Origin of the sequence: Enterococcus songbeiensis (genome assembly GCF_005405265.1) — a bacterium.
Taxonomy (GTDB): Bacteria; Bacillota; Bacilli; order Lactobacillales; family Enterococcaceae; genus Enterococcus_C; species Enterococcus_C songbeiensis.
In genome coordinates, this window is sequence record NZ_BJDS01000003.1 from 226878 (window position 1) to 248055 (window position 21178).

General features: G+C 43.8%; 15 protein-coding genes, 9 tRNA genes and 1 rRNA gene. 6 read left to right on the plus strand and 19 right to left on the minus strand.

All coding sequences use genetic code 11. From position 1 onward, the window contains the following. Window positions 1-39: 39 nt before the first annotated feature. On the minus strand, window positions 40-3657 hold the full coding sequence (gene rpoB, locus FFM66_RS03005; protein WP_048603177.1) for a DNA-directed RNA polymerase subunit beta: 3618 nt from the start codon (window positions 3655-3657) through the stop codon (window positions 40-42). A 399-nt stretch (window positions 3658-4056) separates the two neighbouring features. On the opposite strand from rpoB, the gene FFM66_RS03010 reads away from it, so the two are divergent. Then, complete coding sequence (locus FFM66_RS03010) at window positions 4057-5013, plus strand: biotin--[acetyl-CoA-carboxylase] ligase (RefSeq protein ID WP_137604962.1); 957 nt, start codon at window positions 4057-4059, stop codon at window positions 5011-5013. 52 nt (window positions 5014-5065) lie between these two features. On the opposite strand, the gene menA is transcribed toward FFM66_RS03010, so the two are convergent. The 3 genes from menA to pplA all read right to left on the minus strand — a co-directional run bounded on the left by menA (window position 5066) and on the right by pplA (window position 8274). Then, window positions 5066-6022 (minus strand): 1,4-dihydroxy-2-naphthoate polyprenyltransferase, encoded by a 957-nt coding sequence (gene menA, locus FFM66_RS03015; RefSeq protein WP_137604963.1) that lies wholly within the window; start codon window positions 6020-6022, stop codon window positions 5066-5068. Between the two features lie 11 nt (window positions 6023-6033). Further along, complete coding sequence (locus tag FFM66_RS03020) at window positions 6034-7107, minus strand: FAD:protein FMN transferase (protein ID WP_137604964.1); 1074 nt, start codon at window positions 7105-7107, stop codon at window positions 6034-6036. Window positions 7108-7326: 219 nt separating this feature from the next. Then, window positions 7327-8274, minus strand: coding sequence for an extracellular electron transfer flavoprotein PplA (pplA, locus tag FFM66_RS03025; protein WP_137604965.1), 948 nt, complete (start codon window positions 8272-8274; stop codon window positions 7327-7329). A 257-nt stretch (window positions 8275-8531) separates the two neighbouring features. On the opposite strand from pplA, the gene FFM66_RS03030 reads away from it, so the two are divergent. The 5 genes from FFM66_RS03030 (at window position 8532) to FFM66_RS03050 (ending at window position 13313) form a co-directional block, all read left to right on the plus strand. Further along, entirely contained in the window at window positions 8532-10559 is a 2028-nt protein-coding gene (locus FFM66_RS03030; RefSeq protein WP_048603172.1) for an NAD(P)/FAD-dependent oxidoreductase, read from the plus strand. Window positions 10560-10648: 89 nt separating this feature from the next. Continuing rightward, window positions 10649-11056, plus strand: coding sequence for a NusG domain II-containing protein (locus FFM66_RS03035; protein ID WP_137604966.1), 408 nt, complete (start codon window positions 10649-10651; stop codon window positions 11054-11056). Window positions 11057-11073: 17 nt separating this feature from the next. Continuing rightward, complete coding sequence (locus tag FFM66_RS03040; RefSeq protein ID WP_048603386.1) at window positions 11074-11622, plus strand: Gx transporter family protein; 549 nt, start codon at window positions 11074-11076, stop codon at window positions 11620-11622. A gap of 19 nt (window positions 11623-11641) precedes the next feature. Further along, complete coding sequence (locus FFM66_RS03045) at window positions 11642-12628, plus strand: polyprenyl synthetase family protein (RefSeq protein ID WP_048603170.1); 987 nt, start codon at window positions 11642-11644, stop codon at window positions 12626-12628. A gap of 163 nt (window positions 12629-12791) precedes the next feature. After that, window positions 12792-13313 carry a GNAT family N-acetyltransferase gene (locus tag FFM66_RS03050; protein WP_137604967.1) on the plus strand — a complete coding sequence of 174 codons (522 nt, stop codon included), beginning with the start codon at window positions 12792-12794 and terminating at the stop codon, window positions 13311-13313. A gap of 110 nt (window positions 13314-13423) precedes the next feature. Here the strand turns inward: FFM66_RS03050 and gor are convergent, their stop codons facing one another. The 15 genes from gor to rrf form a co-directional block, all read right to left on the minus strand. Beyond that, window positions 13424-14767 (minus strand): glutathione-disulfide reductase, encoded by a 1344-nt coding sequence (gor, locus tag FFM66_RS03055; RefSeq protein ID WP_137604968.1) that lies wholly within the window; start codon window positions 14765-14767, stop codon window positions 13424-13426. Window positions 14768-14824: 57 nt separating this feature from the next. Then, window positions 14825-16063 (minus strand): peptidase U32 family protein, encoded by a 1239-nt coding sequence (locus FFM66_RS03060; protein WP_137604969.1) that lies wholly within the window; start codon window positions 16061-16063, stop codon window positions 14825-14827. 14 nt (window positions 16064-16077) lie between these two features. Further along, the gene (locus FFM66_RS03065; protein WP_048603166.1) at window positions 16078-17001 is read right to left on the minus strand and encodes a peptidase U32 family protein; all 924 of its coding nucleotides are present in this window, start codon (window positions 16999-17001) and stop codon (window positions 16078-16080) included. A 161-nt stretch (window positions 17002-17162) separates the two neighbouring features. Next, window positions 17163-19643, minus strand: coding sequence for an ATP-dependent Clp protease ATP-binding subunit (locus FFM66_RS03070; RefSeq protein ID WP_137604970.1), 2481 nt, complete (start codon window positions 19641-19643; stop codon window positions 17163-17165). A 6-nt stretch (window positions 19644-19649) separates the two neighbouring features. Further along, a complete protein-coding gene (locus FFM66_RS03075) occupies window positions 19650-20117 on the minus strand; it encodes a CtsR family transcriptional regulator (protein WP_048603164.1) in 468 nt (155 codons plus the stop codon). A gap of 131 nt (window positions 20118-20248) precedes the next feature. Then, window positions 20249-20322 (minus strand) — tRNA-Arg (locus FFM66_RS03080). A 64-nt stretch (window positions 20323-20386) separates the two neighbouring features. After that, window positions 20387-20460, minus strand: a tRNA-Pro gene (locus FFM66_RS03085). Between the two features lie 35 nt (window positions 20461-20495). Beyond that, a tRNA-Arg gene (locus FFM66_RS03090) sits at window positions 20496-20569 on the minus strand. 11 nt (window positions 20570-20580) lie between these two features. After that, window positions 20581-20666: transfer RNA gene (locus FFM66_RS03095), tRNA-Leu, on the minus strand. A gap of 17 nt (window positions 20667-20683) precedes the next feature. Further along, window positions 20684-20755 (minus strand) — tRNA-Gly (locus FFM66_RS03100). Window positions 20756-20764: 9 nt separating this feature from the next. Further along, a tRNA-Thr gene (locus FFM66_RS03105) sits at window positions 20765-20837 on the minus strand. A 4-nt stretch (window positions 20838-20841) separates the two neighbouring features. After that, window positions 20842-20923 (minus strand) — tRNA-Leu (locus tag FFM66_RS03110). A gap of 11 nt (window positions 20924-20934) precedes the next feature. Continuing rightward, window positions 20935-21007: transfer RNA gene (locus FFM66_RS03115), tRNA-Lys, on the minus strand. A gap of 3 nt (window positions 21008-21010) precedes the next feature. Then, window positions 21011-21083 (minus strand) — tRNA-Val (locus tag FFM66_RS03120). 18 nt (window positions 21084-21101) lie between these two features. Next, window positions 21102-21178: ribosomal RNA gene (rrf, locus tag FFM66_RS11560) — 5S ribosomal RNA — on the minus strand; the annotation flags it as partial.

Consider the following 21178-nt stretch of genomic DNA (forward strand, 5'->3'; position numbering starts at 1 on the left):
ACGTTCGTTATGAGCTGGCAAAAATTTTGTCAGTTCCTTCTAGTCTTTTAGATCCTCTGCTGTTTCAATTTCTTGATCCAGCGCTGCTTTATCAGCCTTTGCTTTGTCGGCAGCTTGTTGTTCTAATTCTTTTGCGGATTGTTGTTCAGCAAATTTTGTCAAGGCGTCAACGGTGATCAAATCATCATCGTCATCATCCATGTCCCGCAATTCGATTTCAGCATCATCGATATCCAGCACCCGCATATCCAATCCTAGAGATTGTAATTCTTTCACCAACACGCGGAAGGATTCCGGTACGCCTGGTTTTGGAATTGGTTCCCCTTTGACGATTGCTTCGTAGGTTTTCACCCGACCAACCACGTCATCGGATTTGTAAGTCAAGATTTCTTGCAGCGTATAAGCGGCACCGTAAGCTTCCAATGCCCAAACTTCCATTTCCCCGAAACGTTGTCCACCAAACTGTGCTTTACCACCCAATGGTTGTTGGGTAACTAGCGAGTAAGGTCCAATCGAACGGGCATGCAGTTTGTCATCAACCATGTGGGCCAATTTGATCATGTACATAACACCGACAGAAATTCGTCCGTCAAATGGTTCACCGGTCCGACCATCATATAAAACAGTCTTTGCGTCACTGGCCATGCCAGCTTCTCTTACGGTTTCCCATACATCATCATCCGATGCGCCATCGAAAACTGGTGTCGCAACATGAATACCTAATTGACGAGCAGCCATTCCTAAATGCAATTCCAATACTTGTCCAATGTTCATCCGTGAAGGAACCCCTAATGGATTCAGCATGATATCAACTGGTGTACCGTCTGGCAAGAAAGGCATGTCTTCTTCCGGCATAATGCGGGAAACAACCCCTTTGTTTCCGTGACGTCCAGCCATTTTATCGCCTTCATGGATTTTCCGTTTTTGCACGATGTATACCCGAACCAGCATGTTCACGCCAGGAGATAATTCATCGCCGGCTTCGCGGGTAAAGATTTTAACATCGTGGACGATTCCGCCGCCGCCATGAGGCACGCGTAGGGAAGTATCACGGACTTCGCGGGCTTTTTCACCGAAGATTGCATGCAGCAAACGTTCTTCTGCAGACAATTCAGTGACCCCTTTTGGTGTTACTTTTCCGACTAAAAGATCGCCGTCGTGAACTTCGGCACCGATGCGGATGATCCCCATTTCATCAAGATCTTTCAGGGCATCTTCCCCAACGTTAGGGATTTCACGAGTGATTTCTTCAGGTCCTAATTTAGTGTCACGGGCTTCTGATTCATATTCTTCAATATGGACAGAAGTGTAGACATCATCTTTGACTAAACGACGGCTCATGATGATGGCATCTTCGTAGTTGTATCCTTCCCAAGTCATGAAGGCTACCAAAACGTTTTGTCCAAGAGCCATTTCGCCATTTTCCATGGATGGTCCGTCAGCTAGAGTATCGCCTTTTTCCACTTTTTCGCCATGAGCGACTAGTGGACGTTGGTTGTAGCTGGTTCCGGAGTTGGAACGGCGGAATTTTGTTACAGAGTAAACATCTAATGCACCATTGTCGCGGCGAACGCGAATTTCTGACGCATCGACGTATTCAACGATTCCGTCATGTTTACATAATAGAGCGGCACCTGAGTCATGGGCGGATTTGTATTCCATTCCGGTTCCGACCCAAGGTGATTTAGGATTGATCAACGGTACTGCTTGACGCTGCATGTTGGCACCCATCAAGGCACGGTTGGAGTCATCGTTTTCCAAGAAAGGAATACATGCTGTAGCGACAGCAACAACCTGTTTTGGTGAAACGTCCATATAGTCCACTTTATCAATGGATACTTCCAAGTTTTCTGAGGTTGCACGAGCCATTACGACGTTTTCTGCAAACGAACCATCTTCATTTAACAAGCTGTTTGCTTGGGCAACCACATAATGGTCTTCGATATCAGCAGTCAGATAATCGATTTGATCCGTCACACGACCAGTTTCCCGATCTACACGACGGTATGGTGTTTCAATAAAGCCGTATTTGTTGACTTTCGCATAAGAAGCCAAACTGTTAATCAAACCGATGTTTGGTCCTTCAGGCGTTTCAATCGGACACATCCGGCCATAGTGGGAATAGTGAACGTCTCGGACTTCATATCCGGCACGATCCCGTGTCAATCCACCAGGTCCTAAGGCAGACAAGCGGCGTTTGTGGGTCAATTCTCCAAGTGGATTGGTTTGATCCATGAACTGTGACAACTGGGAAGAACCAAAGAATTCTTTGATACTTGCGACAACTGGACGAATATTAATCAATTGTTGCGGTGTCAATGTTTCCGTATCTTGGATTGACATCCGTTCACGAACAACACGTTCCATCCGCGCTAAACCGATCCGGAATTGATTTTGCAGCAATTCCCCAACGGAACGGATTCGACGATTACCTAAGTGATCGATGTCGTCCACATTACCGATGCTTTCCATCAAGTTAAAGAAATAACTCATAGAAGCAATAATATCAGCAGGACGAACAGTTTTCACTGCAGGATCTGGGTAGCCGTTACCGATGACATTGATTTCTCGTTCAGGGTCTTTTGGTGAAAAGACTTTAATAACTTGAACCGTCATTGGATCCGTCACTACGCCATCTTCTGATGGGTAATAGGTTACTGAATTCAAGCCGTTTACTAAGTAGTCCCCTAATGTTTCCATTACTTGATGAGACAAGACGGTTCCTTTTTCAACGATGATTTCGCCGGTTTCTGGATCAACCAACGTTTCTGCTAAAGTCAGATTCAATAAACGGGTACGTAAATCTAGTTTTTTATTTACTTTGTAGCGACCTACATTTGCCAAGTCATACCGTTTTGGATCAAAGAAGCGGGCATTCAGCAAGTTTCTTGAGCTGTCGGCGGTTTTTGGTTCGCCGGGACGCAGCCGTTCGTAAACATCCTTCAAGCCTTCTTCTGTTCGAGAATCGCTGGCATTTTTGTGTAAATCTTTTTCAATCGTGTTTCGTAAAGATTCACTTTCGCCGAAAATCTCAAAAATTGTATCATCAGACCCAAAACCTAGTGCCCGTACTAAGACGGTCAACGGAATTTTCCGGGTACGGTCAATTCGTACATATGAGATATCTTTGGCGTCGGTTTCCATTTCCAACCAAGCCCCGCGGTTCGGGATGACAGTAGAGCCAAATCCTTCTTTACCGTTTTTATCGACTTTGCCATGGAAATAAACACCTGGTGAACGGACCAATTGGGAAACGATAACCCGTTCTGCCCCGTTGATAATGAAGGTTCCTTGTTCCGTCATTAATGGGAAATCACCGAAGAAAACTTCTTGAGCTTTGATTTCACCGGTTTCGCGGTTGGTCAAGCGCAGGGTTACATGCAATGGTGCGGAGTAGTTCGCGTCATGGGCGCGGGCTTCTTCCACCGTGTACTTTGGTTCTTTCAGTTCATAATCCACAAATTCCAATGATAAATTGCCGTTAAAGTCGTCAATTGGCAAGATGTCTTCAAACATTTCTCTCAAACCTTCGTCTAAGAACCATTGGTAAGAGTCTGTTTGAATTTCAATCAAATTCGGTAATTCCAATACTTCACTGATTCGTGCGAAGCTTCTACGTTCGCGATGCTTTCCGTATTTTACTACGTGTCCAGCCAAGCTCTTCACCCCTCTAAAATTCTTTTCAAAAAGGCTATCCGATTTTCGTTACAAAAAGATGACAAATATTAATTTTTCGTAACAAAAAGTATTTTTTGCGGCTTTTGGGCATAAAAAAAACCAAAAATAGAACGTTCATTTTTGTGGGACCTTCTACTTTTGCTTTGTGTATGTAAGCCGAAACGGACAATATTTCGTTTCTACTTTCTTGTTTGTCAGATAGTTTTTGCAATTAATTATTATATGATAGAAAAGTTATTCTGTCAAGAAAATTTCTGAAAATTATTTTCAAACGGCTATCTCCTTTTTTTAAAAAATTCTCTATCGTTTTTATCCGGTCAGTGCCAACGAAGAAATAATTTGGTACACTAAAGAAAAACGACAGACGAGGCAGACTGAATGACGACCAAAAAAAAATTACTGCACCTATTAAAACAAAGCGACGAGATTCTTTCCGGTGAAAAACTGGCTCAATCGCTGGCGGTTTCCCGTACAGCGATTTGGAAGGCTGTTCGGGAACTGGAAAAAGAAGGCTATCGCTTTGAACATGCTGCTAGCGGCTATCGCTATTTGCCCTCAGATGTTTTAGCTGCCGAGGAAATCAAAAAAGAGGAATTGGATTTTTTAGCTGTCGAGATTTTGAATGCTTCGGAATCCACCATGAAGGATGCAAAGCTGGCCGCCATGCAAAAAGAGGCAGCCCCCCGCTTATTTGTCGCCGATACCCAAACCGGTGCTCACGGTCGCTTTGGTCGTCCTTTTTTTGCCCCAACCGGTCAAATTTACATGAGTCTGCTCCTTAGTCCCAACAAAGCGTTTGCGGAATTACCTCAGTACACGTTACTAGCGGCCGTTGCTGCCAGCCAAGCCATCGATCGGCTGACAGAAAAAAAGAGTCAAATTAAATGGGTCAACGATATCTATCTGGAGGGCAAGAAAGTTTGCGGTATTTTATCTGAAGCCATCAGCGACTTTGAAAGCGGCACAATCTCCCATGTAATTATCGGCATGGGGATCAATTTTTCGATTCCGCAAGCAGATTTCCCCGAAGAATTACAGGAAAAAGCCGGCTCGTTATTTCCTAATGAGGTACCTGCTGTTTTGCGAAATCAACTGATCCATGAAATTTGGCGCAACTTTTTCCAGCTGATTGCTCACTTACCCGCTACTGATTATTTGGCGGTTTATCGAGAAAAGTCATTGGTACTTGGGAAAAATGTGACCTTCACCCAACAAGGCATCACCTATCGTGGCGTTGCCGAAGCCATCACCGATCAGGGGGAACTCGTGGTTTCCACACCAGAAAAACAGTTTGTTCTTTCTTCCGGCGAGATCAGCCTGCAAAAAATTGACTAAAACTGAAAAAGACCCCTATTTCGTCATCTTCACGAAATAGGGGTCTTTTCATTTAGCTCAACTGTTGCCAAAGAATCGTCAATAAAAGTCCGATGGCATACGCACTGTTGAACAGTACCATATTTTTCAAAGAATAAACAAAGCTGTGGGGATGGGGCAGCTCTTTTCGGTGTGCCCGTAGATGCTGACGCACTTTGGGAAAGGTTCCCAACGCAATCAGAACTGGCCATTCAAATACTCGCAAGAAAACGCCGACAATTAAAACGGCGTAACAGCTCAACATCAGCAAAGAAAACAACTTAATACCGTGTTCCCGTCCGATATAGTAAACCAGCGTGTAGCGGTGGTTTTTGATGTCTGTTTCCAAATCCCGCAGATTGTTTGCCAACATGATATTGGCAATGGTAAAGATCAATGGCAGAGAAGCCCACACCAAAGCGGCAACTTGCCAAAAGTTCCCGGTCAAAGCAAACGTTCCCGCCTTTAGTTGCAGATCAAGATAAAAAACCTGCGGACTGACCGTATTGACGTAGACCACCATTGCAAAAATGCCCAATCCCATCGTTACACCACTGAAAACTTCCCCCAGCGGCATCCGCGATAAGGGAATCGGGCCAAAGGTGTAGAAGACGCCGATAAAGCAGCAGACAAAGCCCATGACCAGCAACAGCCAGCCGGTACGAATCGTTAAAATAATCCCAATCAGCAGCACGAAGACCAACATGCCTAAAATCATCCGCTGTACCAGTTTAGGCGCGACATTTTCCCGTCCAATCACATTTTGCTGGTACTTGTATTCTTCTGATTTGGCTTTTTCAAAATCCATATAATTATTGATGGCAGTGGTCGTCAAATCAAAAATCAGCATTCCGATAAAAAAGAGCAGTGTATTGAGAAAATGAAACCCATGAAAATAACTGATGGAGAACAATACCCCCATCAGAAAGGGAAATACGCTGGCGATTTTGGTTTTGATTTCAACGACCTCTAAAAATACTTTTAGCGACATTGGTTCGCCTCCTACTTCAAGTCACTACGGTTTCCCATGGTGTATCCCGAATCTTTGTCTAACACAAAATTATTCTGGATGCCTTTGGTCACGTATACCTGATCGTCTTTTGTAATGAACACGGCATTGGTTCCATCTTCCATTGCTTCGATGAATTCCAATCCTTTTTTTACACCCATCGCAAAGACTGAGGTTGACAACCCGTCTCCGTCAATCGACTTGTCGGTAATGATGGAGACACCAGCAATATCATTGTCATAGGGATAACCGGTTTTGGAGTTGAAAATATGATGGTAGGTCTTGCCGTCTACTTCCAAATAGCGTTCATAAATACCGGAAGTCACGACCGTTTTATCTTTTTCTTTGATGCTGCCGACAATTGACCCTCGTGCTTGGTTCGGATCTTGGATACCGATATTCCAAGGAGTGTTGTCCCCACGTGGGCTATGGCCCATAACAAACACATTTCCGCCTAAGTCCACGATAGCCGAAGTCACGCCATTTTTTTCCAACACTTTAACGACCTCATCGGTGATGTAGCCTTTGGCGATCGCACCAACGTCCACAATCATGCCTTTTTCTTCCAAAAAGACCGTTTGTTTCTGATCATCAAATTGGATTTTTCGATAATCAATGTGTTTCAAGGCTTCATCGATTTCTGATTGGGCTGGTTTGCGGGCATCATCAAAACCGATTCGCCACAATTGCGTAACAGCACCAATCGCCATGTTGAAGGCCTCGTCTGTTTCCTCCGTATAATCGTAGGCTTCCTTTAATAGGTAATAAATATCTTTGGAAACTTTAACGGGTTTGATTCCGGCCTGAGCGTTCAACTCGTCAATCTCTGAGCCTTTTTGATTGATGGTAATCTTATCTCCTAATTCTTTGATTCGGGCAAAAGCGGGTTTCAGCGCCTCTTCTTTGCCTTCATCGTAAATTCGGATACGTGTATAAGTTCCTAGTAAAAATTTTTCCTGATAGTAAGGTTCTTCCAATAGTTTCGGTTCGTCTTTTTTGCCACAGGCACCTAAAACCACCAGCAGCATCAGCAAAACGGCTGCAAATAAACCAAGCTGTTTCTTCATGTCTTTCCCCTTTTCGACTCTGTGTTTTTAACTTCCTTATGATAGCTTCTTTTTAGGAAATTGAAAAGTCTCTCGCCAAAATATTCCCTCATTCTGTGAAAAAATCCTCATAGCTGCGAAAGCTTTCCATTCAAAATGAGAAAAATACTGACTGTTTCCTAAGAAACAGCAAAAAAAAGAGCCCAATCACAAGGACCGGGACTCGTTTCAAGCAACGGTTTATTCCGTTACAAAATTGTCTACTTCGATAACTGCTGTGTCGCCTTTTTCAGCTGCGTTCAACAATTGTTGTGCGTAGATAACGAAAGAATGGAAGCTGTGGGTTGCCCCAGTTACTACATCCATGTTTGCTGGTGATGCTTCTTCTTCGTTCATTGCTGCTACAAAGTCTTTGTTGAATTGTTCGATATATTCTTTTGGTCCGATGCCGCTTTTATCTTTCATGTTTGCTTCGTATTCTGCGTCATCTTTTTTAGATTTGCCGTCTGCATTCACATTGTCGTAATTTGATTCAGTTACTTTACCACCGGCAACAGTAATGGCAAATTCTACATGGTAACCATTTTTGTCATTCTTTTCTTTCAATGTGTACGTACCGTCTTTCAAATCGGCACCGTTATCGATTTCGATCACATCGGTTTTACCAGCTTGTGCAGCTTGGATCAATTGTTGCGCATAGTTTTGGAAAGAATCAAAAGAATGTGTTGCGCCTGAAACAACTTCCATTGAAGATGGGCTTTGAGCTGCAACTAATTCTTCGTTGAATTTAGGAATAAATTCTTCTGGAGCAATCCCAGCTTTTTCTTTCATGGATTTATTGTATTCGGCATCCTCTGTCTTTGATTTGCCGTCAGCATTTACGTTATCGTAGTTTGATTCAGTAATTTTGCCGTCTGCTACAGTAATAGAAAATTCTACGTGGTAGCCGTTTTTGTCATTTTTTTCTTTCAGAGTATAAGTACCATCTTGCATTGCTTCTCCGGCAATTACTTTTGGTGCTTCGGATTCAGCAGTTGCAGATGATGCTTCAGTCGTTGAGCTTGCTGCTTGTGATGTCGTTGATGATGCGGAAGAATCATCACTTGCGTTGTCTGCACCGCATGCCCCCAATAATAGTGCAGAAAATGCTAATACTGTAACCCCTGCCATAAACTTTCTTGACTTCATTTTTTGTTCCCCTTTTCCTTTATACTTTTTTTCACAAATTCCTGTGTTGTGCTACACCTTTTATTTTAAATTATAAAAATAATAAGTCAACCGTTTTCTTTATAGGAAAAATGGTCTAGTTGATGTTCAGCAGAAATGCTTGAAAATACTGGCCTTTTTTCTGAAATGAGTTAGACAAATGGGAAAAATGTCTATATAATGTAATAGATTGTGTAATAATTATCAAATCTTATTTATTTTTAAGGAGCGGATTACCAATGGCAAAGAAAAATATTGTCGTTGTCGGTGCTGGTTATGCTGGGGTTTCAGCTACCAAATTTATGGCGAAAAAGCTGAAAAAAGACAATGATGTCGAAATTACTTTAATTGATCGGCATTCTTATCATACGATGATGACAGAGCTTCACGAAGTTGCAGGAGGACGTGTTGAACCAACTGCGATCCAATATGATTTGCAACATCTCTTCTCACGGAAGAAAAACGTGAAGCTGGTTACAGACACTGTAACGGGAATCGACAAGGAACAAAAAGTTGTTCAAACAAAAACAGGCGCTTATCCATTTGATTATTTAGTAATTGGTATGGGTGGCGAACCAAACGATTTCGGAACACCTGGGGTAAAAGAGCATGGTTTCACATTGTGGTCTTTTGAAGATTCGATTCGGATTCGTGAACACATCGAAACAACCGTTGCCAAAGCCGCATTGGAACCTGATGCAGCCAAACGCAAAGCGATGCTGACCTTTGTTGTCTGCGGTTCTGGTTTTACCGGAATCGAAATGATCGGCGAACTAGTTGATTGGAAAGACCGCTTAGCAGCAGACTACAAATTAGATCCAAGCGAATTCACGTTGAAAGTCGTGGAAGCAATGCCGACGATCTTAAATATGCTGAACCGTAACGATGCGGCAAAAGCAGAACGCTTTATGAAGAAAAAAAATGTCGAATTGGTACTTAACTCACCAATCGTGGAAGTTGACCACGACCATATCAAGTTAAAAGACGGGTCCACGATCCCAACCTACACCTTGATTTGGACCGCCGGCGTCAAAGGAACCACCGACGCAGCCGATTTTGGTTTGGAAGCTGCCCGCGGTAACCGCCTGGTAGCCAACGAATACATGCAGGCAAAAGGCTATGAAGACAAAAATATCTACATCATCGGTGACCTGGTTTATTATGAAGAACACCCAAATACACCAACACCACAAATCGTACAAGCGGCAGAACAAACTGGACACTGCGCCGCAGCCAATGTTGTTTCGCAAGTAAAAGGCGACAATGAAAAACATAAATTCAAGAGTAATTATCAAGGCTTTATGGTTTCTGTTGGATCAAAATGGGGCGTTGCCGAATTATTCGGTAAAATTCATTTGAGCGGTTTTATGGCGATCATCATGAAACACATCGTCAATTTGAAATATTTCTTTGACATTCGTTCCGGTTACTATATGTTCCAATACTTGATGCACGAATTTTTCCACATCAAAGACGACCGCAATGTGGCACGGGGACATTCTTCTCGCTACGGCAATGTTCTTTGGAGTGTACCTTTACGAATTTTCTACGGATTAGTTTGGTTCATTGAAGCCTTCAAAAAAATCGTCGGTAACGGCGAAGTTTTGAAACCTAGCACTTGGTTTGGTGAAGGTTCATGGTTCACCGGCAACAGTGTGTTCCCTTGGACGTGGGAATATGCCAAAGAAGCTGCCGCAACCACTGCTTCCAGTGCTGATGCAGTCGGTGGTGCTTCCGCTACCGGTTCTAGTACCGTTGCTTCTACTGTCGCTGATGCGGTCGGTGGTGCTTCTGCTACTGTTTCAAGTTCAGCTGACGCTGCTTCTGGCGCAGCAGCAAGTGGCGGTGAAGCCGCAGCCCATGCTGCCCACTTTGGTTTGAGCTATGCCTATGGAGAAGATCCAATGGTCGTGATTGAAAAATCACCAGGCTGGTTCACAAAAATCATGCAATTCATCATGCCGAACAATGATGTGGCAATGTTCTTCCAAAAATTCATGGTCTTCTTTGAAATTGCATTAGCATTAGCATTGATGGCTGGTTTATTCACTTGGTTGTCCAGTGCAACAACAATCATTTTAGTGGCTACCTTCTGTATGTCAGGGATGTTCTATTGGATTAATATCTGGTTTATCCCAGTAGCCTTTGCCTTGATGAACGGTTCAGGCCGTGCAGTCGGTTTAGACCGTTGGGTAATTCCATGGTTGCAACGTACATTAGGCAAGTGGTGGTACGGAACGCCGCGATCCTTATACGGAGAAAAATAAAACCAATAACGTGTCCTAGGTTGAAGAACCTAGGACTTTCTTTTGACCTATGCTAAAATAAGAAGGTCAATGTAGAAAGGAGCGGCCTTGTGAAAGCAAAAGAATTTATTCAAAACAGCCGTTTGAAACCTTGGGATATCATTATCATCCTCCTTTTGATCATCGCCTCATTTACACCCCTTCTGATTTTTGGTAATCAACGACAGCCCAGTGCAACGACTGAAGCCGTGCTACGGATCGACGGGGTAGAAAAGAAAACATTTCGCCTTACAGAAGGAAAAAATTATACGTATCGCTATGAAGATGCCGATGGAGATTACAATCTGATCGAAGTCAAAGGCAAACAGATTCGAATCAAAGATGCCAATTGCGGCGATCAAATCTGTGTTCGCCGAGGCTGGGCATCAGAAAACGGGGAAACCATCGTTTGTCTCCCTCATAAATTAGTGATTGAAATCAAAACTGCAGGAGGTGACGCTGACGATCTGATCTATTGAGCAAATCGTCACCAAGTATGAGTCGTTTGCAAAAACTTATTTTTATCTCCTTGCTGGTTGCACAAGGAGTAGTCATCGGTCTGGTGGAAAACATGATTCCATACCCCTTCGCCTTTGCGCCGGGAGCAAAACTGGGACTGGCAAATCTAATCACCATCATCGCCCTATTTACCCTACCGAAAAAAGACAGCTTTTTGCTGGTCTGGCTGCGGTTGATTTTGACAACCCTGTTAGGCGGCACGATTTCAACCTTTCTTTATAGTATGAGTGGTGCTTTGCTGAGTTATTTTGGCATGCTTTTGGTTAAGGCTTTAGGACCCAAACGTGTCAGCATTATCGGCATCAGTGCCACTGGCGGTTTTATGCACAACGTAGGACAACTAGTGACCGCTTCTTGGATTGCGCAATCCTGGAGCGTGCTGCTTTATCTGCCGATCCTGTCTTTTTTCGGGATTTTATCCGGAATCGCCATCGGGATCGCCGCCAACTTTTTACTGCATCGTGTGCAAACCCTGCGCAAATTTCAAACAGAACGTGAACGTGAAACCAAGCAATATTGGCAGTAGCTTTTGAAAAGGAGTCACCATGAAACTTCATCCCATTTGGAACGATTACCCAACTTTACGAAACGAATTGACCGACACGCTGCAATTGATGGAAACTGCGGTCAAATTAAAAAATAAACCCGTGGAACAAGCGATTTTAGCCATGATCCACTCTGGTGGCAAATTGTTGCGACCGGCGTATCAACTGCTTTTTGCCCAATTTGGTCCTGAACAGGATCGAAAAAAAGCCATCGCATTAGCAGCATCAATCGAGATGCTCCACAACGCCACCTTGATCCATGATGATATCGTCGATCAAGCAGACCTTCGCCGCAACCTGCCAACGATTGCAGCTAGCTTCGGTAACGATGTGGCAGTCTATGCCGGCGACTATCTCTTCGTCTGCTGTTTTAAATTAATGGCTGATTATGCCGGCTCTATGCGCAGTCTGCAAATTAATTCCCGCAGTATGGATAAAATTTTAACTGGCGAATTAGGACAAATGGACGATCGCTATTCTTTGGATATGACCATTGACCAGTACATTGAAAATATTTCCGGTAAAACAGCTGAATTGTTCGCATTAAGCTGTTCAGTTGGTGCCTTTGAAAGCGGCACAAGTGAAAAATTTGCTAAAAGCGCAGCAGCTATTGGTCTGAATATCGGTTTAGCTTTTCAAATCATCGATGATATTTTGGATTATAGCCAACCGGAAGCCCAAATCGGCAAACCCGTTCTTGAAGATGTTCGGCAAGGGGTTTACTCCCTGCCGCTGCTCTATGCATTGCAAAAAGGACGGCAACAACTCACCCCTTTGCTGGAAAAACGCTCCGACATGACCGACGAGGATACTCAAGAGGTCTATCGCTACGTACAACACTTCCAAGGCGTAACCAAAGCCCAGCAATTAGCTGAAAAATATACCAACAAAGCCCTAAAAAGCATTCGTCAATTACCGGATACGCCACAAAAAACCAAAGAAACTCTTGAAGAAATCACCAAGATTATCTTGAAACGAACCAATTAAATTCAAAAAGCAACCAACCGGGAGAATCTGATGGATTTTTCCGGCGGATTGCTTTTTTTACTGGTGCAACTTACTGTCTACGTTGATTATAGTTAAGCGAATAGGCACTATTACAATGAATTTGCTCTTGATTAGTAAACGTCAAAAAGGTTAGGAGAAAAGAATGAAAATCGAAACCACAAGAGTATTATTACGAGAAATGAATCAAGATGACTATCTGTATCTTTCTAAAATACTACAGGATAAAGCTGTGATGTATGCCTATGAAGGACCTTTTTCAGACGAAGAAGTGCAACAGTGGCTGGATAATCAGAAGGCACGGTACCACCACAATGGATTTGGACTATGGGCACTGGTTTTAAAAGATACCAATGAAATGATTGGGCAATGTGGCCTCACCCTGCAAGAATATAAAGATCGACAGGTTCTTGAGATCGGGTACTTATTGAAAAAAGAATTCTGGGGTAACGGCTATGCAACAGAAGCAGCAAAAGCCTGCAAAGAGTACGCTTTTCAAACGTTAAAAGCCAATGAAGTATTTTCGATAATCAGAGATACCAATTTCGCTTCCCAACAAGTAGCGATTAGAAATGGCATGAAGGTGAAGGACACGTTTGTAAAACATTATCGCGGAGTGACTATGCCCCATTTAGTCTTTTCAGTATCTTCGATGGAGGATAAGTAAAAATAAGCGTTCACTAAATATAAAAAAAGCCAAAGATTGTCTGTCAAAAAGGGACAGTCTTTGGCTTTTTTATATGGTGCCGTTTTTTCATAAAAATTTCTCAAACTAATTTATCGCATCGTCACGAATTCTTCTGCACCGGTCGGATGGATGGCGACGGTATTATCGAAATCCGCTTTGGTGGCACCCATTTTGATAGCAACTGCAAAGCCCTGCAGCATTTCATCCACCCCGATCCCGATTCCATGCAACCCAATGATTTTTTCTTCTTTTCCTAAACAGACCAGTTTCAGTTCACATTTTTGTCGGTAGTCATTTAGTGCAAAATACATCGGTGTAAAACGAGAACGATATACCTTGATTTGTTCTTCCCCATATTCGGCGATCGCTTTTGCCTCTGAAAGTCCGATTGTAGCAATCGGCGGATGGGTAAAGATCACCGTAGGAATCAGATTATAATCCAAATAAAGATCCTTGCCATTGAATAAACGTTCCGATAAGCGGCGTCCGGCAGCGATGGCAACTGGTGTCAAATCAATTTTGCCAATAACATCCCCAACAGCATAGACTCCTTCAGCCGTCGTATTTTGGTAGCGATCCACCTGAACAAAACCACGTTCATCTACTTGCACCGTTGTATTTCCCAAACCAATCTGCTGGGTATTCGGCAAGCGTCCCCCGGCAAATAAGACATAATCTGCTGTCAGCGAAGAGCCGTTTTCAAAATGGACGGTATACTCGTTCCCCTGTTTTTCAATCCGAGAGGCGACGTATTGAGGATACACTTCAATCCCGGCTTCTTTATACATCTCCACCAAATTATCACTCAGCATGTCATCAAAGGCCCGCAATGGTCGTTCATTTCGATAGGCCCAAGCGACCTCTACACCGAATTGTCGCACCATGCCGGCAAATTCCACGGCAATGTACCCAGCCCCTAACACGATCATTCTTTTTGGTTTTTCCGTCAATTGAAAAAAATCGTTGGAGCTTTTGACATACTCACCACCAGGAATTCTCAATTCTCCAGGATGTCCGCCAGTTGCGATCAAAATATGGGGAGCGGTGAATTGTTCTTCTCCAACTGCAATCGTATGATTATCGATAAACTTGCCGTATCCCCGAATCACCTCTACCTGATTGCTGTCCAGTCCTCTTTGGTAGGCTTTGTGCAGGAAGGCAATATATTTTTCCCGCCGAGCCACTAATTCAGCAAAATCAAAGTTGGTGATTGTTGCATCAATACCATAGCTTCCAGCATCTCGTTGAATCATCTCGATCATTTCACTGGCTTGCCACATCACTTTTTTGGGAACACACCCTACATTGACACAGGTTCCTCCCAACTGATTACCTTCAATCAATAAAACTTTTTTGCCATACATCCCGGCACGATTAGCCGAAGCGATCCCGCCGCTGCCGCCGCCAACAACGATATAATCATAGTGCTTCATCTGTTTTTCCTCCATTTAATGAAAGAGGGCACCACTCCGGGTCACCCTCTTTTGGTTCTATTTTCGTTTTCGAATCATATCTCCAGGTGTCACCGGTTGAACCACCGGCATCGTTACCACCATCATTGGATTTGGTGCACGATCAATCATTTCTCCTTCTTCGTTCCACATTTCAGTGATGGTTTGGTCAAAATGTTGGAACCCGGGACCGTAAAATTCAATCTCATCGGCGACTGAAAAATGATTACGTTGGCGAATCGTTGCCAGCTTGGTTGCTTCATCATAAGCCAGTACTTCACCGATAAATTTATATTGCGGAATTTTCCGCCGTGCCCCGAATAATTGTTCATTTTCGGTAGGTGTCCCATAATAAAACCCGGTGGCTAATTCTCGTTGTGCCACTTTCCACAATTCATCGATCCATTCTTGCTTGCAGACATAATTTTCCGGATCTTCCATATAACTATCCACAGCCGCTTTGTACACATTCGCTACGGTTGAAACATAGTGAATGGACTTCATGCGCCCTTCGATTTTAAAACTATCCACCCCATTTTGAATTAAATCGGGAATATGTTCAATCATGGACATATCAACTGCACTCATGGAAAATTCTTCATTAACAGCACCTTTATCCGTTAGACTTTGGTGTTGTTCCGTTCCAAATGGTAAATCGAATAAATCATATTTCCAGCGGCAGGATTGTGAACAGCCCCCACGATTGGCGTCCCGCATCGACATGTGATTCGATAACGTACAACGGCCGGAATAAGAAATGCACATTGCCCCATGAATAAACGCTTCAATCTCGATATCCGTATTCTCCCGGATCGCAGCAACTTCTGCCATCGACACTTCCCGCGCTAATACCACCCGTTCCAAACCTTCTTCTTTCCAAAATTCCAATGTTTCAAAATTTGTAGCTGAAGCTTGGGTGGATAAATGAATCGGTAGTCCCGGAGCTTCTGTGGCACAAATTTCAATCAATGCCGGATCAGAAACGATTACTGCTGAAATGCCGACGTCCCGTAATTCTCGGAAAAAATCTCCGGCGCCTTCTTGATTGCCTTCATGAGTGACCATGTTTGCTGCTACATAGACCTTTGCCTGATGAGCTTTGGCAAATGCCACGCCTTCTGCCATTTCCTCGTAGCTGAAATTCCCTGCCCGACTGCGCAATCCGTAATCATTTCCGCCAATATAAACGGCATCGGCTCCGTAACGGATCGCTGTTTTTAATTTTTCTAACGTTCCTGCCGGTGCTAATACCTCAGGACGCTTTAATGGTTGTTTCATGTGTATCCACCTTCTTATTTAATCTCATCTGGATCAATATAGTAAAAACCGGTATCCAAGCCCCGCAGCTGCGGATGCTGCTGAATCACCTGCTGATTCAGTTTTTCTGCCAGTTCCAAGGACCATGTCCCAGCATCAATCGCTTGCCGAGCTTGTTGGAAAGCCTTCGCAATCGCCACAAAAGCTTCACCGGGACAAAAAAGACCATCCAATTTCCAAGTAGAAAAATTCTCGGTAGCCAATTCTCCCAATTCCTTCATCAAATCCACATCATTCGTGGCGAACACGTGGGTCCCGTGGCTATCTTCATAAATAGAATAATGCGTTTCTGGCTTCTTAGGTTCAGATAAAAACAACCCTCGACTACGATCCGTTTCTTCTGTTTGCTGAGTATAGTTATAATAATTTTGCAGTAACGGTCGTTTGGATTGATGGATACAGGTTGGACCATACACCAAAACCTCCGCCGGAATCTGCAACTCTTTACCCATAATCTGCATTTCACCAAAAGGAACTTCCCGTGCCAATACCGCACCGATTGCTCCCTTTTTTCCCCAGAAATTGATTTGACGGGCACTGGTTACCAGTGTTTCTCCGTCATAGATATAGGGAAGCTGCCATTCCGGATGTTTTTTTAGCACGTAAACAACCCCGGGATCTCCCACCAGAATCTGATCTGCTTGAATCTCTGCTAAAAAAGCCAAATATTCTGGAATCAGTGTCATTTTTTCCGGATGCATGATTCCATTGACAGCAACTGAGGCTTTTTTCCCCGCCTCATGGGCCAATTGAACCAACGTTTTTTGTTCTTCACGACTAAAAGAATGGGGCAGCCGCAACCCAAATTGTTCTTCTCCAAAAACAATCGTATCGACACCAACTGCCAACAACGCCTGCGCTTGCTCCAGGGAATCGACAGTTGCAATTAATTCACTCATCATGTACCTCCTTGCTTATTCCACAAAATACAAGTGGGACTATAGCTCAAATAATAGTATCACAGGATTTTCCACTTTCCAATAGACAAAGATAGGAAAGGAAGGTTTAACGATTTTTTTCAGCAAAAAAAGCCTACCATCGAAATGATAGACCTTTTTCATTAAACGTTTTGTAGTTTTTTGACTGTTTTTGGTTCCTTGACTGTCAACGTGATTTTGCCTTTTTTTGCACCAATTGTCACATGATCCCCTAGATGGATGGCTCCTGACAATAACGCTTCACTCAAACGGTCTTCCACTTCTTTTTGTAATGCTCGTCGAATAGGTCGAGCACCATATTCTGGATCAAATCCCGCTTTGCCGATTACGTCAATGGCTGCCGGTGTGATTTTTAAATGGACTTCCTGCTCGTCCAATCGTTTGACCACTGCCTTGCTCATGATTTTCACGATTTCATGAATCTCTGTTTCTCCCAAAGAACGGAAAACCACCGTTTCATCGATCCGATTCAGAAATTCCGGACGAAATGCTTTTTTCAATTCTTCTAAGATCCGCTTTTGCATGGCACGATAATCTTTGCTGATATCTGTCACATTGAAGCCAACACTTTTTTCCTCACGAATTTGTGTAGCACCAATATTCGATGTCATGATCAAAATCGTATTACGGAAATCAACTTTTCGTCCTTTTGAATCCGTCAAATGTCCATCATCCAAAACCTGCAGCAAAATATTGAAGACATCCGGATGTGCCTTTTCCACTTCATCCAGTAAAATGACCGAATAAGGTTTCGAACGGATTTTTTCCGTCAGTTGTCCACCTTCTTCATAGCCCACATAACCTGGAGGTGAACCAATCAATCGACTGGTGCTGTATTTTTCCATGTACTCGGACATATCCACTCGAATCAGTGCATCTTCGCTGCCAAACATCGCTTCAGCCAACGCTTTCGCCAATTCCGTTTTACCGACACCGGTTGGGCCTAAGAACATGAAGGAGCCGATTGGACGATCCGGGTCTTTCAACCCACTGCGGGCCCGACGAATTGCCCGTGCCACCGCCTTGACCGCTTCATCCTGACCAACTACCCGTTGATGCAGAATAGCTTCCAATTCCAACAAACGTTCGCTTTCTTTTTTCTCCATCTGTTGTAAAGGAACACCGGTCCATTGGGAAACCACTGTCGCAACATCCTCCGCCGTCACTCGATCTGCAAAACCGGAAGCACCTTTTGTTTCAGCAAAAGAAAGCTCAGCCAACCGTTGCCCGACTTTTTTCTCCCTCGTCCGTAAGCGAGCCGCCGTTTCAAAATCCTGCTTTTGAATAGCCGCTTCTTTGTCCCGCATCAATTTCGCGATTTCTTCCCGCAAATTTGCCAGTTCAGAAGGCTCGTCTGCCTTATCCAAACGCACTTTTGCCGAAGATTCATCCATCAAGTCAATCGCCTTATCCGGCAGTTGCCGTGAATTGATATACCGAACAGAAAGTTGAACTGCCGCATGCAGCGCATCATCCGAAATTTCTACACCGTGATGCTTTTCATAGCGTGGACGCAGCCCCTTCAGAATTTCTTCCGCTTCTTCCGGTGTTGGTTCATCGACTTGAACCCGGGCAAAACGCCGTTCCAATGCCGAATCTTTTTCAATGTATTTTTGGTATTCATCCAAAGTAGTGGCACCAATCGTTTGCAATTCCCCTCGAGCTAATGCAGGTTTCAAAATATTAGAAGCATCGATAGCGCCTTCTGCTCCCCCCGCACCAATCAACGTATGCAATTCATCGATAAACAAAATAATCTGACCGTCTTGATAGATTTCGTCGATCACTTTTTTCATACGGTCTTCAAATTCTCCACGGTATTTTGTACCGGCGACCAACGCACCCATATCCAACATCATTAAACGCTTATCCTGCATATCATCAGGAACTTCCCCTTTAATGATTCGTTGCGCTAAACCTTCCGCAATCGCTGTCTTACCAACTCCCGGCTCTCCAACAAGGACCGGATTGTTTTTTGTCCGCCGACTCAAAATTTGGATCAGTCGCTTCACTTCCTTGGCGCGGCCAACCACTGGATCCAATCGATTTTCCCGTGCCAATTTGGTTAAATCCCGTGCCAAATTATCCAATGTTGGTGTTCCTTGGCTTTGCGGTGCCTTGATTTGCCGACGACGATTTCCCGCTTGCATCTTGACATCATTTAATCCTAATTTTTGTTTTAATAGCTGCCGCATCTTAGGCAAACTTAATCCAAGATTTGACATGATTCGAGAAGCTAAAATCTCTTCATCCCGTAATAAGCCCAACAGCAAATGTTCCGTACCGATTTGGGGTGCTCCTAAGCGCTTCGCTTCATCCCCCGCATAAGCAAAAATTTGTTTTGCCCGTGGCGAATAAGGAAGATAAACCCCTTCCGGATAATTTTTGACAGTTCCATATCCGGTCAAATGTTCGATTTCTTCACGAATATCCGTTTCATCTGCATGGAGCTCCCGCAATGTTTTGCCTGCGATCCCATTTTGTTCCATGACCAATGCCAGCAACAAATGCTCTGAACCAACAGATTGATGTTTAAATGTTTTTGCTTCTTCTTGAGCAATAGTCAAAACCGCTTTTGCCCGTTCTGTAAATAATTCATCCATGGAAAATCACTTCCTATCTTCATAGCTTAATCGTTCCAAGACCGCATGCAATATCCCCGCACGAATCGCGGCTTCATCTGGAAAATCTGCCAGCGTACTCTTTGCCACCGCTGCTAAAAGCAAATTCCCCTCATTTCTCGTTAAAACTGCTTCTTCATAAAGCTTCTGAATAATTGCGAATGCGTCCTTTTCACTGAGTTTTTTTTCAAATAATTGATTGACCTGTTCCAAAAAATGATGTTTATCTGAAATCTTTACTTTTTCGATGCGGATATAACCGCCACCACCACGTTTACTTTCCACCGCGTATCCTCGTTGAATTGTAAAGCGGGTATTGATGACATAGTTGATCTGAGAGGGAACACAATTAAAAAGATCTGCCATTTCAGCTCTTCTGATCTCAATTATTTCACTATCTTCAAGTATTTTTTTCAAATACGCTTCAATCAAATCGGAAGTATTATGATGAGCCATGCTTCATTCCTCCCTTGACTAATACTGACCTTAATTATACCCAATTTTAGCCAATAATCAAAGAAACAGGTGCTCAAGATAAACAAAACTTAGATAAATAAAAAAACGAAACCATTATGATTTCGTTCTAACGCGCCCAAGAGGAGTCGAACCCCTAACCTTTTGATCCGTAGTCAAACACTCTATCCAGTTGAGCTATGGGCGCATAATATTTAATTAATTATTCTCATCCTTAGTATACCGTAAAGTAAAAAATAAATAAAGCAAAATCGGGAAGACAGGATTCGAACCTGCGACCCCTTGGTCCCAAACCAAGTGCTCTACCAAGCTGAGCTACTTCCCGATAATAAAATTAGTCTTAATGCAGTAAAAAGACTACGCGCCCAAGAGGAGTCGAACCCCTAACCTTTTGATCCGTAGTCAAACACTCTATCCAGTTGAGCTATGGGCGCAATGTATGCAATGCCGAGGACCGGAATCGAACCGGTACGGTGATCACTCACCGCAGGATTTTAAGTCCTGTGCGTCTGCCAGTTCCGCCACCCCGGCGTGTATTGTGGCACGAAAGCGGAAAACGGGGTTCGAACCCGCGACCCCCACCTTGGCAAGGTGGTGCTCTACCACTGAGCTATTTCCGCAGCTCTCGATGCCGGCTAAAGGATTTGAACCCTCGACCCTCTGATTACAAATCAGATGCTCTACCAACTGAGCTAAGCCGGCTTAATGCGGGTGAAGGGACTTGAACCCCCACGCCGTTAGGCGCTAGATCCTAAATCTAGTGCGTCTGCCAATTCCGCCACACCCGCATATTCGAAAATGAGCCGTACAGGGCTCGAACCTGTGACCCTCTGATTAAAAGTCAGATGCTCTACCAACTGAGCTAACGGCTCATATGGAGGTTAACGGGATCGAACCGCTGACCCTCTGCTTGTAAGGCAGATGCTCTCCCAGCTGAGCTAAACCTCCATGTTACTATTTAAAATCGCGTGGCGACGTCCTACTCTCACAAGGGGCAACCCCTCACTACAATCGGCGCTAAGAAGCTTAACTTCTGTGTTCGG